9 protein-coding genes are annotated in these 14,409 nt (G+C 64.0%); 1 reads left to right on the forward strand and 8 read right to left on the reverse strand.

Annotated elements, in window-relative coordinates:
- Window positions 1-13 precede the first annotated feature (13 nt).
- From QYM46_RS09780 to QYM46_RS09800, 5 genes are all read right to left on the reverse strand, one after another.
- Window positions 14-1,009, reverse strand: a complete 996-nt coding sequence (locus QYM46_RS09780) for a gluconeogenesis factor YvcK family protein (RefSeq protein ID WP_432788807.1) — start codon at window positions 1,007-1,009, stop codon at window positions 14-16.
- Window position 1,010: 1 nt separating this feature from the next.
- Window positions 1,011-1,844, reverse strand: a complete 834-nt coding sequence (gene rapZ / locus QYM46_RS09785; RefSeq protein ID WP_432791729.1) for an RNase adapter RapZ — start codon at window positions 1,842-1,844, stop codon at window positions 1,011-1,013.
- Between the two features lie 141 nt (window positions 1,845-1,985).
- Window positions 1,986-3,845, reverse strand: a complete 1,860-nt coding sequence (gene uvrC, locus QYM46_RS09790; protein ID WP_432788808.1) for an excinuclease ABC subunit UvrC — start codon at window positions 3,843-3,845, stop codon at window positions 1,986-1,988.
- A gap of 5 nt (window positions 3,846-3,850) precedes the next feature.
- Window positions 3,851-6,721, reverse strand: coding sequence for an excinuclease ABC subunit UvrA (uvrA, locus tag QYM46_RS09795; RefSeq protein ID WP_432791730.1), 2,871 nt, complete (start codon window positions 6,719-6,721; stop codon window positions 3,851-3,853).
- A gap of 58 nt (window positions 6,722-6,779) precedes the next feature.
- Complete coding sequence (locus tag QYM46_RS09800; RefSeq protein ID WP_432788809.1) at window positions 6,780-9,275, reverse strand: DEAD/DEAH box helicase; 2,496 nt, start codon at window positions 9,273-9,275, stop codon at window positions 6,780-6,782.
- A gap of 65 nt (window positions 9,276-9,340) precedes the next feature.
- Here QYM46_RS09800 and QYM46_RS09805 point away from each other — a divergent pair, with 65 nt between their 5' ends.
- Window positions 9,341-9,631 (forward strand): YciI family protein, encoded by a 291-nt coding sequence (locus QYM46_RS09805; protein WP_432788810.1) that lies wholly within the window; start codon window positions 9,341-9,343, stop codon window positions 9,629-9,631.
- 132 nt (window positions 9,632-9,763) lie between these two features.
- On the opposite strand, the gene QYM46_RS09810 is transcribed toward QYM46_RS09805, so the two are convergent.
- From QYM46_RS09810 to coaE, 3 genes are all read right to left on the reverse strand, one after another.
- The gene (locus QYM46_RS09810) at window positions 9,764-10,822 is read right to left on the reverse strand and encodes a TerC family protein (RefSeq protein WP_169252333.1); all 1,059 of its coding nucleotides are present in this window, start codon (window positions 10,820-10,822) and stop codon (window positions 9,764-9,766) included.
- Window positions 10,823-11,009: 187 nt separating this feature from the next.
- A complete protein-coding gene (gene uvrB, locus QYM46_RS09815) occupies window positions 11,010-13,142 on the reverse strand; it encodes an excinuclease ABC subunit UvrB (protein WP_432788811.1) in 2,133 nt (710 codons plus the stop codon).
- A gap of 90 nt (window positions 13,143-13,232) precedes the next feature.
- On the reverse strand, window positions 13,233-14,408 hold the full coding sequence (gene coaE, locus QYM46_RS09820; protein ID WP_169252335.1) for a dephospho-CoA kinase: 1,176 nt from the start codon (window positions 14,406-14,408) through the stop codon (window positions 13,233-13,235).
- Window position 14,409 lies beyond the last annotated feature (1 nt).

The raw sequence follows: 14,409 nt of genomic DNA on the forward strand, positions 1-14,409 counted from the left end.
TGCACCTGAAGTTCTACCACTGCTCGGCGACGCCGATCCCGGCGTCCAACAACATGTCACGGTAGCATGCCGCGAGTTTGAGACTGTCATGCTGACCCTGCCGCCGTGAGCGCAAGGGACGTTCCCAGAGTTTCGCCCCGAACATGTCTTCGGCCCGCTGCGGCAGATCGGGTTCGCGTTCGGTAGCCGCCTCGTCGACGAGGACGTAGTCCAAGGTCAGTGAGCGGGCATGGCGGTGGAGGGAGACGAGGTGTTCGCCGAGGCTCAGATCCTTCGTCTCACCGTCGGTGGAGCTGAGGTTGAGCGTGAGGGATTTCACCGCGTTCGAGGCCACGATCGCCTCCGCGAGGGAGGGCACGAGCAGGTGCGGCATCACCGAGGTGTACCAGGAGCCGGGGCCGAGGTTGAGGACATCGGCTTCTTCCACGGCCTCGACTGTCTCGTAGCGGGCCGGTGGGGCCGCCGGATCGAGGCGCACGGTCTCGACGTGGCCGATCGTGGAGGCGAGCACGGACTGGCCGCGCACGACCTGGAAGGAGCCGGGGAACTTCACATCGGCTTCGATCGTCAGCGGCACCGAGGACATCGGCAGCACGCGACCGTGAGCACGCAGCAGCCGGGCCATCCAGTCCAGGCCGGCCACATGGTCGCCGTGGATCTGCCACAGTGCTGCGATGAGCAGATTGCCCACCGCGTGACCGTCCAGCTCACCCGTCGATTCGAAGCGGTGCTGGATGACATCACGCCAGGTCTGCCCCCACGTCCCGTCATCGCAGAGCGCGGCCAGTGCCATCCGCAGATCGCCTGGAGGCAGTCCGCCGAGTTCATCGCGCAGTCGACCGGAAGAGCCGCCGTCGTCGGCGACGGTGACGACCGCGGTGAGGTCTTCGGTGAGCAGGCGGAACGCCCTCAGCGCCGCATAGAGTCCGTGGCCTCCGCCGAAGGAGACGATATTGGGACCGTCTTTCTGTGCGCCCGTGGAGATGACGGGCAGATCTTCGGTCTCCATGTCATTCTCTTCCCAGATCGCGGTGACGCACGGCCACTGGGATCCCGGTCTGGGCCGAGAGCAGTCGTCCGACGCGTTCGCTGATCGCCACGGAACGGTGTTTGCCGCCTGTGCAGCCGATGCCGATCATCGCGTAGCCGCGACCCTCGTGCAGATACCCCTCGGCGACGGTGGACAGGGTTGCGGCATAGCGTTCGATGAATTCCTCGGCGCCGTTCTGTTCGAGGACGTAGTCTGCGACATCGGAGTCGAGTCCGTTGTGTCCGCGCAGGTGGGGAATCCAGTACGGGTTGGGCAGGAAGCGGACGTCGGCAATGTGGTCGGCGTCCTTGGGCAGTCCGTATTTGAATCCGAAGCTCATCACCGTCAGGCGCAGCGGCGGGGTGTCGTCGTCGCTGAAGCGCTTGCGCACCTCCGCCGAGAGCTGGTGCACGTTGAGTTCGGAGGTGTCGACGATGATATCGGCGCGGTGTCTGAGGGATTCGAGCTCGGCACGTTCGGCTTCGATGCCGTCGAGCAGGGTCCCCTCCCCCTGCAGAGGATGGGGTCGCCTCGTCGATTCGAACCGTCGGACGAGGACTTCGTCGGAGGCGTCGAGGAAGACGATGCGCAGGGACAGACCCTGATCGACGAAATCGCTGATCGTCTCCTGCAGCTCGGTGTACTTCGTCCGCCCTTTCGCGTCGATGACGATGGCGATCTTCGGCAGGGCACCGTCGGCCCGAGCGACGAGTTCGACGAGCGGACGCATCATCTGCGGCGGCAGGTTGTCGACGACGTACCAGTCCATGTCTTCGAGCACATTGGCCACGGTGGTGCGGCCGGCTCCGGACATGCCGGTGACGAGCACCACCTCGATGGGGTGGTCGGATCCGTTCGATTCGGCCTGCACGCTCACGCGTCCTCCTCTGCTCGTGCCCGTTCGGTCGGTGGGCACACTGTCCCTCGGCACTACTCTAGGGCAGAATCGCAGAGCTCAGTCGGCCAGAGCCGCGACGATCTTCGCAGCGAGGGCGGGACCGATTCCCCTGACCTCACAGATCTCCTCGGCGGTGGCGGCGCGGACCTTCTTCACGGATCCGAAATGACGTAGCAGAGCGGTGCGCTTCGACTCCCCGAGACCCGGGATATCGTCGAGCACCGAGCTCGTCATCGCCTTCGCGCGTTTCGACCGGTGGTAGGTGATGGCGAAGCGGTGGGCCTCGTCACGCAGACGCTGCATGAGGAAGAGCCCTTCGGAGTTGCGCGGGAGGATGACGGGGAACGGATCGTCGGGAACCCAGATCTCTTCGAGTCGTTTGGCCAGACCGACGACGGAGATGTCGACGATGCCGAGATCCGTCAGTGCCCGCGTGGCGGCCGCAACCTGCGGGCCGGCACCGTCGACGACGAGGAGGCTGGGTCGGTAGCCGAAGCGCTCATCGGGCTCCTCGGAGGTCATCTGTTCGAGGTAGCGGCTGAACCGACGGGAGACGACGTCGTACATCGAAGCCGTATCGTCGGCCGCGGCGTCACCGTGGATGGCGAAGTGTCGGTAGTCGCGCTTCTTCGCCATTCCGTCCTCGAATACGACGAGGGAGGCGACGACGTTCGATCCCTGAGTGTGGGAGATGTCGATGCATTCGATGCGCAGCGGTGCTTCCGCCAGGTCGAGGTGCTCCTGGATCTCCTTGAGAGCCTGGCTGCGGGTCGTCAGGTCGGAGGAGCGTTTGAGCTTGTGCTGGACGAGCGCTTCCTTCGCGTTCTTGCCCACGGTCTCCAAGGCGGCCTTCTTCTCACCGCGTTCGGGTACCCGCACGGTCACTCGGGAACCGCGCTGCTGGCTCAGCCAGGCCTCCAGCGAATCCAGATCCGCCGGCAGCGTGTCGACGAGGATCTCCTTCGGGATGGCATCGGCATCGAGTCCCGAGTAGGCCTGTCGCAGGTAGTCGGTGGTCAGCTCGGCGGGAGTGTGATCATCGGAGCGTTCGATGATCCAGCCGCGTTGGCCGCGGATACGGCCCTGACGCACGTGGAAGACCTGGACGGAGGCCTCGAGTTCCTCGGTGACGAGGGCGAAGATGTCGCAGTCGGCGCTCACGGACAGGACCACAGCCGATTTGTCGAGGACCTTCTGCAGCGCGGAGATCTCGTCGCGCAGACGGGCCGCGCGCTCGTAGTCGAGTTCCGCCGCGGCGCTGGCCATCTCCTTCTGCCGGTGGCTGATGAATCGGCCGGTGTTGCCGGACATGAAATCAGAGATGCTGCGGGCCAGATCCTTGTGATCGCCCTTGCTGATCTGGCCGACGCAGGGGGCTGCGCATTTGTCGATGTATCCGAGCAGGCAGGGCCTGCCGCTGCGTTCGGCCCGACGGTAGACCCCCGGTGTGCAGGTCCGCATGGGGAAGGCCCTGAGCAGCAGATCGAGCGTGTCCTTGATCGCCCACACCTGAGCGAACGGACCGAAGTACTTCACGCCCTTGCGTCGCTTTCCGCGGGTGATGAAGGCGCGAGGCACCTCGTCGTTCATCGTGATCGCCAGATACGGATAGGACTTGTCGTCGCGGAACATGACGTTGAACCGCGGATTGAACTCGTTGATCCACGTCCATTCGAGCTGGAGCGCTTCGACCTCGGTGTCGACGACGGTCCATTCCACCGAGTTCGCGGTGTGGACCATCGTCGACGTGCGCGGATGCAGCGCGGCGGGATTGGCGAAGTACGAGTTGAGTCGATTGCGAAGGTTCTTCGCCTTTCCGACATAGATCACCCGCCGGTCGGGATCCCGGAACTTGTAGACCCCGGCCGAGGTGGGGATCGACCCGGTGGCCGGACGGTAGGTGGATGGATCAGGCATTCGAATCAGGATTTGAGCATCGGTTTGAGGAACCGTCCGGTGTGGGATTCGGCCACCTCGGCGACCTCTTCGGGAGTGCCCTGGGCGATGATCTGCCCACCACCGCGACCGCCCTCCGGGCCGAGGTCGATGATGTGATCGGCGTTGCCGATGACGTCGAGGTTGTGTTCGATGACGATGACCGTATTGCCCTTGTCGACCAGTCCCTGGAGGACCATCAGCAGCTTCGAGATGTCCTCGAAGTGCAGACCGGTCGTCGGTTCGTCGAGCACGTAGACGGTGCGACCGCGGGAGCGCTTCTGCAGTTCCGCGGCGAGCTTGACACGCTGGGCCTCACCGCCGGAGAGAGTCGTGGCCGGCTGTCCGAGTCGCACATATCCGAGCCCCACCTCGACGAGAGTCTTGAGGTGGCGTGAGATCGCGGGAATCGCGGCGAAGAAGTCGTTGGCCTCTTCGATCGGCATGTCGAGGACTTCGGCGATGTTCTTGCCCTTGAAGGTGACCTCCAGGGTCTCGCGGTTGTACCGGGCGCCCTGGCAGACTTCGCAGGGCACGTAGACGTCGGGCAGGAAGTTCATCTCGATCTTGATCGTGCCGTCGCCGCTGCAGTTCTCGCAGCGTCCGCCCTTGACGTTGAACGAGAATCGTCCGGGCAGATAGCCCCGGACCTTCGCCGATTCGGTTTCGGCGAACAGCCGGCGCACATGGTCGAAGACGCCGGTGTAGGTTGCGGGGTTCGACCGCGGGGTGCGCCCGATCGGCGACTGGTCGACGTGGACGACCTTGTCGAGGTTGTCCAGGCCGGTCACGCGTTTGTGCCGTCCCGGCACCCGGGAGGCACCGTTGAGGACGTTCGCCATCTGCGTGTAGAGGATCTCGTTGACCAGAGTAGATTTGCCCGACCCGGACACTCCGGTGACCGCGGTGAGCACACCGAGGGGGAAGGACACCGTGACGTCGCGCAGGTTGTTCTCCACGGCCTTCTCGACGGTGACCATCCGCTCCTTGTCGACGGGACGGCGGGTCGGCGGGATCTGGATCGCTCGTCGACCGGAGAGATAGTCTCCGGTGATCGATCCGTCGGCATCCTTCAGGCCGGTGACAGGACCGGAGTAGACGACCTCTCCCCCGTGCTCGCCGGCACCGGGTCCGATGTCGACGATCCAGTCGGCGGATTCGATGGTGTCCTCATCGTGTTCGACGACGATGAGGGTGTTGCCGAGATCCTTGAGTTTGTTGAGCGTTTCGATGAGCCGGCGGTTGTCACGCTGGTGCAGACCGATCGAGGGCTCGTCGAGGACGTAGAGGACGCCGACGAGGCCGGAGCCGATCTGAGTGGCCAGACGGATGCGCTGGGCCTCACCACCGGAGAGCGTACCGGCGGCCCGATTGAGGCTGAGGTAGTCGAGGCCGACGTCGAGGAGGAAGCCGAGACGGGCGTTGATCTCCTTCATCACCTGCGCCGCCACCGCGGCGTCCCGGGAGCTCAGTTCGAGGGAACGGAGGAAGGAAGCCGCTTCGTCGAGGGCGAGTTCGGAGACCTCGGCGATGGACCTGTCCCCGACCTTGACGGCGAGGATCTCCGGTTTGAGGCGCGTACCGTCGCAGCTGGCGCACGGGATCTCCCGCATATAGGACTCGTAGCGCTCCCGCGACCACTCGGATTCGGTTTCCTCGTGTTTGCGCTGAATGTATTGGTAGACGCCTTCGAAGCCCGTCGAGTACGTGCGTTCACGACCGAAGCGGTTCTTGTACTTGACATGGACCTTGTAGTCCTTGCCCGTGAGTATCGCGGTCTTCGCAGTCTTCGGCAGCTTCTTCCACGGCGTCTTCATATCGAAGCCGAGTTCGTCGCCGAGACCCTTGAGCAGACGGTTGAAGTACTTCGCAACCTGTTTGCCGCCCGACCAGGGGGCGATGGCCCCGGAGCCGAGGCTGAGGTCCTCGTCGGGGACGACGAGATCTTCGTCGACCTGCAGGCGGGTGCCGATGCCGTCGCAGGTGGGGCAGGCGCCGAACGGCGAGTTGAAGGAGAACGAGCGGGGTTCGATCTCGTCGATCGTCAGGGGGTGCTCGTTCGGGCACGACATATGCTCGGAGAATGTGCGGGTCGTGCCCGCGTCGACGAGTTCGACGTCGATGCGTCCGTCGGCGAGCCCCAGGGCGGTTTCGACGGAATCGGTCAGCCGCGGGCGCATTCCCGATTTCGCAACGAGGCGGTCGACGACCACGGAGATCGTGTGCTTGTACTGCTTCTCCAGCGTGGGCGGTTCGCTCAGGCTGATCTGCTCACCGTCGACGATGGCCCGCGAGAAGCCCTTGGACTGCAGGTCGGTGAAGAGGTCGACGAATTCGCCCTTGCGGGAGCGGATGACAGGAGCGAGGACGAGGAACTTCGTGCGCTCCTCGAGTTCGAGCAGCTGGTCGACGATCTGCTGCGGTGTCTGCTTCGTGATGACCTCACCGCAGACGGGGCAGTGCGGGGTGCCGATCCGTGCCCACAGCAGGCGGAGGAAGTCATAGACCTCGGTGATCGTGCCGACGGTCGAACGCGGATTGCGCGACGTCGACTTCTGGTCGATCGACACCGCCGGGGACAGCCCTTCGATGAAGTCGACGTCGGGTTTGTCCATCTGTCCGAGGAACATCCGGGCATAGGAGGACAGGGATTCGACGTAGCGTCGCTGCCCCTCGGCGAAGATCGTGTCGAAGGCCAGCGAGGATTTGCCGGAACCGGACAAGCCGGTGAACACGACCATCGAGTCGCGCGGCAGCGCGATCTCGACGTTCTTGAGATTGTGCGCTCGGGCTCCCTTGACCCACAGGGTGTCGAGATGGGAAACGCCTGTCACTTGCTCACCGTTATTGGTTTTCATCACCTGACCACTGTATTACTCGGCACTGACATTGCTGTATTCGCAGCGGTTCGAAGACTCATCCGCCGATCTCTCCGACGGAGAGGATGCGGAGCACGATGTCTCCGGATTCGTCGCTGGCGGCCACGTCCACCTCGGCGTCGATGGCCCAGTCCCTGTTGTCGTCGGGGTCGGCGAGGATCTGTCGGACGCTCCATGTGTCTGAACCGGGGCTGATGTCGATATATTCCCGGCCACGGGCCTTCTGGTCGACGATGAGCTCCCCGTATTCGTCGTAGAAGTCCTCGATCGCGTCCTCCCAGGCCCGTGAGTCGAACCCGGATTCGGCGTCGAGACGGCCGAGCTCCGTGTAGTTCGCACGTTCGGCCAGCAGGACTCGGTGGAACAGAGCATTGCGGATCTCTGCGGTGAAGACCTTCGTGTTCTCGGAGAAGCGGCGGTCGAGGGCCGGCAGATCGTCGGCAGCTTGAGTGGGGTCGAGACCCTGCAGGGTGCGCCATTCGTCGAGCAGCGACGAATCCGTCCGCGCGATGGTCTCACCACACCATTCGATGATGGTCTCGAGTTCCTCGGTCCGGTTCTCCGCGGGAACGTTGTGGAGCAGCGCGCGGTAGACGTCGGTGAGGTAGCGCAGCAGGCTGCCCTCGGCCCGGGCGAGACTGTAGTAGCCGACGAACTGAGTGAAGCCCATGGCCTGCTCGATCATGTCGCGGACGACGGATTTGGGTTCGAAGCCGCCCCGGTGGAGCCAGGGATGAGTCTCGACGAAATGGTCGAAGGCCGGGTCGAGCAACTCGGCCAGGGGTGCGGGGCTTTCGATCTCGTCGAGGATCGCCATGCGTTCGGCGTATTCGACGCCTTCGGCTTTGAGCTCGGCGAGGGTCTCCCCCTTGATCCGGTCGAGTTGGCCCTTGAGTATCTGGAACGGCACCGAGGTGGTCGCCTCGACGATTGACACCACGTCGAGGGCGTAGGTGTCGTCGTCCTCGTCGAGAAGGTCGAGTGCGGCGAGAACGAAGGGCGCCAGGGGCTGGTTGAGCGCGAACTGCGGTCCGAGGTCCTGGGTGGCGACGAGCTCGCTGCCGCGGACCTCGATGAGACCGGCGTCGATGAGGGAGCGTCCGATGCTGATCGCGGTGAGTTTGAGGTCGAGTCGGCGGTCCCTGCTCTCATGCGTCTTGTCGATGAAGTCACTGATTGTCGAGACATCGGAGCCGGGGCGGGCGACGAGGTTGAGGATCGTCGAATGGTCGATCTTCATCCGCGGCCGCAGGGTCTCGGATTCGCCCTCGATGAGTTTCGTGAAGGTCTCTTCGGACCAGCCGACGAAGCCGACGGGGGCGGCCTTCTTCTTGACCTTCTTCTTTTTCTTCTTCTCATCGTTCGCGGCCTTCGCTTCGGCCTTGAGGTTGTCGATGACGTGTTCGGGGGCTTGGGCGATGACGTAGCCGCGGGTGTCGAATCCGGCGCGACCGGCACGCCCGGCGAGCTGTTGGAACTCGCGGACGCTGAGCCTGCGCATCTTCCGCCCGTCGAACTTCGTCAGTCGGGTCAGCAGCACGGAGCGGATGGGCACGTTGATACCCACACCGAGGGTGTCGGTGCCGGAGATGACGAGCAGCAGACCCTTCAGCGCGAGCTGTTCGATGAGTCGGCGGTACTTCGGCAGCATCCCCGCGTGGTGGACGCCGACGCCGTGCAGCAGCAGTTTGCGCAGGCTGGTCCCGAATCCCTTGCCGAAGGAGAAGCCCTTGATGGCGGCGGCGATCGCGGCCTTCTGCTCCTTGGAGGCAAGATCGACCGAGAGCAGATTGGTGGCGAGGTCGATGGCACCGTTCTGAGAGTAGGAGACGACGTAGACCGGGGCCTTGTCGTTGCGGACGAGTCCGCGCAGAGTGTCCGAGAGCGTCTCTGTCGAATATTCGTACTCGAGTGGGACGGGTCTGGTCGCCGAGGTGACCACGGAGGAGTCCCGTCCGGTCGTCTCGGTCATGGTTCGCCGGATGTCGGCGGTGTCGCCCAGGGTGGCGGACATGAGGACGAACTGGGTCTGCGGCATCTCGAGGAGGGGCACCTGCCAGGCCCAGCCCCGGGAAGGATCGGCGACATAGTGGAATTCGTCCATGACGACCATTCCGGCATCGAACAGTCCGCCTTCGCGCAGCGCCTGATTGGCCAGGATCTCCGCCGTGGCACAGATGACGGGAGCATCCGGGTTGACGGTGGAGTCGCCGGTGATCATGCCGACGTTCTCGGCTCCGAAGGCGTCGATGAGCGAGAAGAACTTCTCGCTCACCAAGGCCTTGAGCGGAGCCGTGTAGTACGATCGGATCCCGCGAGTGAAGGACTGATAGAGGGCGAAGAGGGCGACGAGCGACTTCCCCGAACCGGTCGGGGTCGCCATGATCGTATTGTCGCCGGCGAGGATCGTGAGGAACGCCTCGTCCTGAGCCGGGTACGGCTCGACTCCGATCTCTGCGCAGTATTCGCCGAAGGACTCATAGATCGTGTCGTCGTCCGCGAATTCCGCTGGGATCTCCTGCAATCTGGCCACGCTGATGCACAGACCTTTCCGATTAGACTGGTTCCATCCTATTGCTCGACACCGAGGAGTCACATATGCCGGTCTTCGCCGTCACCTATCACTATGGTCCCGATACGGATACGCGGATGGAGCACCGCCCTGCGCACCGCCGCTGGCAGGCGGAGATGAATGAGGCCGGGACGATCCTGGCATCCGGCCCCCTGGACAACGATCCCCAGCCGGGAGGACTGCTGATCCTCAGCGCCGCCGACCGCAGAGAGGTCGAGGGCCACCTCGCTGCCGATCCCTATGCGTCACTCAGTGTCATCGAATCGACGGACATCCGCGAATGGACGCCCGTGTTCGGTCCCTTCGCCCAGGGCTGAGCGCCGCACCGCCCGTCCGGGTCTGCCCCGACAGAGCAGAGAAGAGCGGGGTCCGTCTCCAGAGATCGAGACGGACCCCGCTCGTTCTGTGCCGACACCGAGTCCGCTCCCGCATGACCGGGTCCGGTCGGCTCAGGCCCCTTCGGACTCCTCGGAGCTCATGTCTCGGAATGAGATGCCGTCCTTCTTCATCTTCATCAGTGAGGCCAGGGTGGCCACCACCATGGCGAAGACGATGAAGGTCAGCGACAGCCAGGTCGGCACCTCGGGGATCGAATGACCCCAGGAGAGGAACTCCCAATCGCTCGAGTGCAGAGCGTGGATGATGAGTTTGACGCCGATGAAGCCGAGGATCGCAGCGATTCCGTAGTGGAGGTACACGAGCTTGTCGACGAGCCCTCCGAGCAGGAAGTACAGCTGACGCAGTCCCATGAGGGCGAACACGTTCGCGGTGAACACGAGGAACGCGTTCTGGGTGACGCCGAAGATCGCGGGGATCGAGTCGAGCGCGAACATCACATCGGTCGAGCCGATGGCGATGAACACGATGAACATCGGGGTCCAGTACTTCTTGTTGTCGTCGAGGGTCACACGCAGCTTGTTGCCGTGATATTCGTCGACGACGTTGATCCGCTTCCGCAGGAACCGGATGAGGCCGTTCTCGCCGTCTCCTTCGTCTTCGGAGCTGAAGGCCTGTCGGTAGGCGACGATGAGGAGGAAGATGCCGAAGATGAAGAAGACTTCGACGAAGGCGCTGATGATCGCCGCACCCGCGAGAATGAAGATGCCGCGGAAGACGATGGCGATGATGATGCCGACCATGAGCACTTCCTGCTGGTACTTCCGCGGTACCGAGAAGCTGCCCATGATGATGATGAAGACGAACAGGTTGTCGATGCTCAACGAGTACTCGAGCAGCCAACCGGTGAGGAATTCGCTGCCGTGCTGGGCATCGCCGATGGCGAACAGCGCACCGGCGAAGACAAGAGCCAGGGCGACGTAGAAGGCGACCCAGATGCTCGCTTCGCGCATCGACGGGGTGTGTGGTCGTTTGACGACGAGGAGGAGGTCGAAGACGAGGATCGCAACTACGATGATTCCCGAGGTGATCATGAACCAGACGGGAATCGGAGATTCGCTCGCTGCAGCGGCGTTGCCGCCGGCGGCCAGCGTGGAGGACAGGATATCCATGGATGCCTTTCGTGGTGAATAGGATGTATCCAGGTCGAAAGTCTCTCCCACGCGGTGAATCTGCGTGCGCTCCGCGTCCGGACCCCGGTGTGGGGTCGTGGTGACGACCGCGGATGGACGGGATACTCCCTTTCGCCAGCACACCAGTATAAACACGCGAGCATCGCTCACGCGTCACCGGCACGGCTCAGGCGTGCCCGGCCTCCTTCATCTGACGCAGCTCCTGCTTGAGGTCGGAGAGCTCATCGCGCAGACGTGCGGCGAGCTCGAACTGCAGTTCCGCGGCAGCCGAATGCATCTGCGAGGTCAGCGATTCGATGAGCTCGGTGAGGTCGGCTGCCGGCGGACGGAGCGAACCGGGTTTGCCCGCGGCTTCCCTCTGTTCGTCGGTCAGGGTCGAGTTGTAGCCGCGCTTTCCCTTGCCGTAGTCGAACTCGGTGAGCAGCTCGCGAGTGTCCTCGTCCTCACGCTGCAGACGCTCGGTGATGTCCGCGATCCGCTTGACCAGCGGGGCGGGATCGATGCCGTGCTCTTCGTTGTAGGCGATCTGTATCGCGCGCCTGCGGTCGGTCTCATCGATGGCCGTGCGCATCGAATCCGTGATCGTATCGGCGTACATGTGCACCTGGCCGTTGAGGTTGCGAGCGGCACGACCGATCGTCTGGATGAGCGATGTCGACGACCGGAGGAAGCCTTCCTTGTCGGCGTCGAGGATCGCCACGAGGGAGACCTCGGGCAGGTCGAGACCCTCCCGCAGCAGGTTGATGCCGACCAGCACATCGAACTCACCGGCGCGCAGCTCTGTGAGCAGTTCCACACGCCGCAGAGTGTCGACGTCGGAGTGGAGGTACTGGACCCGGATATCGTGTTCGAGCAGATAGTCGGTGAGATCTTCGGCCATCTTCTTCGTCAGCGTGGTCACGAGCACACGCTCGTTCGCATCGACGCGTGTCCTGATCTCGTCGAGCAGGTCGTCGATCTGCCCCTTCGTCGGTTTGACTTTGATCTCCGGGTCGACGAGGCCGGTGGGGCGGATGATCTGCTGGACGTAGCCGTCGGAGTTCCCGAGTTCGAAGTTGCCGGGGGTCGCGGACAGGTACACGCTCTGTCCCACCCGCTCCCGGAACTCGTCGAACTTCAGCGGCCGGTTGTCCATGGCGCTGGGCAGGCGGAATCCGTGTTCGACGAGCGTGCGCTTGCGCGACATATCGCCTTCGTACATGCCGCCGATCTGCGGGACGGTGACGTGGGATTCGTCGATGACGAGGAGGAAATCCTCGGGGAAGTAGTCGAGCAGACAGTTCGGTGCCGAGCCGGGTGCGCGACCGTCGATATGCCGGGAGTAGTTCTCGATGCCGGAGGTGAAGCCCATCGATTCCATCATCTCGAGGTCATAGGTCGTGCGCATCTTCAGCCGCTGTGCTTCGAGCAGCTTGTTCTGAGATTCGAAATCGCTCAGCTGCTTCTGCAGCTCGTCCTCGATCCCGCTGATGGCCTTCGCCATCCGGTTCTCACCGGCGACATAGTGGCTGGCCGGGAACACGTGGATGGTCTCCTCGTCGCGGACGATCTCACCCGTCAGGGGGTGGAGAGTCTGCAGCGATTCGATCTCGTCGCCGAAGAACTCGATGCGCAGCGCGAGTTCCTCGTACTGCGGGATGATCTCCACGGTGTCTCCGCGCACACGGAAGGTGCCGCGGGTGAAGGCCATGTCATTGCGGGCGTACTGCATGGACACGAAGCGTTTGAGCAGCTCGTCCCGATCGCATTCGTCCCCCTTGTGCAAGGTGACCATCCGGTCGACGTACTCCTCGGGTGTGCCGAGACCGTAGATGCACGACACCGTCGAGACCACGACGACATCACGCCTTGTCAGCAGCGAATTCGTGGCCGAGTGCCGGAGCCGTTCGACCTCGTCGTTGATCGAGGAGTCCTTCTCGATGAACGTGTCCGTCTGCGGCACATAGGCTTCCGGCTGGTAGTAGTCGTAGTAGGAGACGAAGTACTCGACCGCGTTGTTGGGCAGCAGCTGTCGGAATTCGTTGGCCAGCTGCGCGGCCAGGGTCTTGTTCGGCGCCATGATCAGCGTCGGTCTCTGCACCTGCTCGATGAGCCATGCCGTCGTCGCCGACTTGCCCGTGCCGGTGGCACCGAGGAGGACGATGTCCCGCTCCCCCGCGTCGAGCCGGTCGGAGATCTCATTGATCGCCGTCGGCTGGTCACCCGAGGGCGAGTATTCGGAGACGACCTCGAAGGGCGCCACCTCGCGGGTGACGTCGGGGCGGTGGCCGATCGCTGGCAGGGGGCGTTCTGAGCTCATGGTCCAACCCTAGCCCCCGCCCCTGACATTGGGCAGGCCGGCACCGGTTCGACACCGCCCGCGACGTGTCGGCCGACGAGTCTCACCGAGTCAGTCGAAGCTGTCGGGGACGAGCCTGCGACGCATCTGCAGGAAGTACGGTTCCTTCGACTCCGCATATGTCCGGATCATCTGTGCGTTCGTGCCACCGTCCGCCTTCGCCTCGGCGACGAGTTCGCGCTTGACCCGCAGGTAGCGGTCTCTCTCCCCCGCGTCCTGGATGAGCAGGTCCCGGAACGCGCGGGCGAAGCGGGCACCGACGGAGTCCGCGGTGCGCACATGCAGATTGACGGCCCGGCCAGGGTCGGTGTTCGCGTGGAACCATTTCCCCTCGGTCGAACTCTCGCCGAGGTGGTCGCTCATCTCCTCTCCCGGATAGCCGAGGTCGGCCAGACGGGGCGCCAGTTCTCGGGCGGCGGTGAGATCGGGGACGATGAGCTGCAGATCGATGACGTCCTTGGCGGGCAGTCCCGGTACCGAGGTGGAGCCGATGTGCTCGATGGCGAAATCGTCGCCTGTGCCGTGTCGCAGCTTTGCGAGCACTCGCTGCGCGTCACCGGTCCGGTCCGTGTGCTCCGGATCGACGAGTTCGAGGGCTGTTCTCGGGGCTCGGAGACCCGCGCCGAGATTGGCGGCGAAGGGTCGGATCCGTTCGTCGATGAGTCGGCCGACCGCGGCCTTCGTCGCCTCGAGACGACCGGAGTTGTCGATGACGACATCACAGGCGGCACGGCGCGTCTCGTCGTCGGCTTGGCGGGAGATCCGTGCGGCGGCGTCATCGCGGTCCATTCCACGGGAATCCATCAGCCTGCCCAGCCGCACCTCGGCGGGCACGTCGACGAGCAGATTGAGGTGGTAGGCAGGGGTCATGGCGTTCTCCACGAGCAGCGGGACGTCGTGGACGACGATCTCGGCATCGGCATGCCGGGCGAAGTGTTCGGCGGTGCGGTCGCGGATCGCCGGATGCATGAGTGCGTTGAGCTGTGCCGTGTGCTCGGCATCGACGAAGGCAGCCGATGCCAGTGCCGGTCGGTTGAGCGAGCCATCGGCGTCCAGCACCTCAGGGCCGAAGGCCGCCGCCAGGTCAGCGAGCAGTGGCTGTCCGGGTTCGACGACCTCGCGGGCGATCGCATCGGCGTCGACGAGCGCTGCCCCGCCCTCGACGAGCATGTCGGACACCGTTGACTTTCCGGCGCCGATTCCGCCGGTGAGACCGATTCTCAGCATG

This window comes from Brevibacterium sp. K11IcPPYGO002 (genome assembly GCF_050920635.1).
In the GTDB taxonomy this organism is placed as follows: domain Bacteria; phylum Actinomycetota; class Actinomycetes; order Actinomycetales; family Brevibacteriaceae; genus Brevibacterium.

Excerpts from the sequence above, each read along its gene's own strand:
- QYM46_RS09780 (WP_432788807.1), bottom strand. The coding sequence starts at position 1,009 with ATGGAGACCGAAGATCTGCCCGTCATCTCCACGGGCGCACAGAAAGAC.
- rapZ (WP_432791729.1), bottom strand. The coding sequence starts at position 1,844 with ATGTCCGGAGCCGGCCGCACCACCGTGGCCAATGTGCTCGAAGACATG.
- uvrC (WP_432788808.1), bottom strand. The coding sequence starts at position 3,845 with ATGCCTGATCCATCCACCTACCGTCCGGCCACCGGGTCGATCCCCACC.
- uvrA (WP_432791730.1), bottom strand. The coding sequence starts at position 6,721 with ATGAAAACCAATAACGGTGAGCAAGTGACAGGCGTTTCCCATCTCGAC.
- QYM46_RS09805 (WP_432788810.1), top strand. The coding sequence starts at position 9,341 with ATGCCGGTCTTCGCCGTCACCTATCACTATGGTCCCGATACGGATACG.
- QYM46_RS09810 (WP_169252333.1), bottom strand. The coding sequence starts at position 10,822 with ATGGATATCCTGTCCTCCACGCTGGCCGCCGGCGGCAACGCCGCTGCA.
- uvrB (WP_432788811.1), bottom strand. The coding sequence starts at position 13,142 with ATGAGCTCAGAACGCCCCCTGCCAGCGATCGGCCACCGCCCCGACGTC.
- coaE (WP_169252335.1), bottom strand. The coding sequence starts at position 14,408 with ATGCTGAGAATCGGTCTCACCGGCGGAATCGGCGCCGGAAAGTCAACG.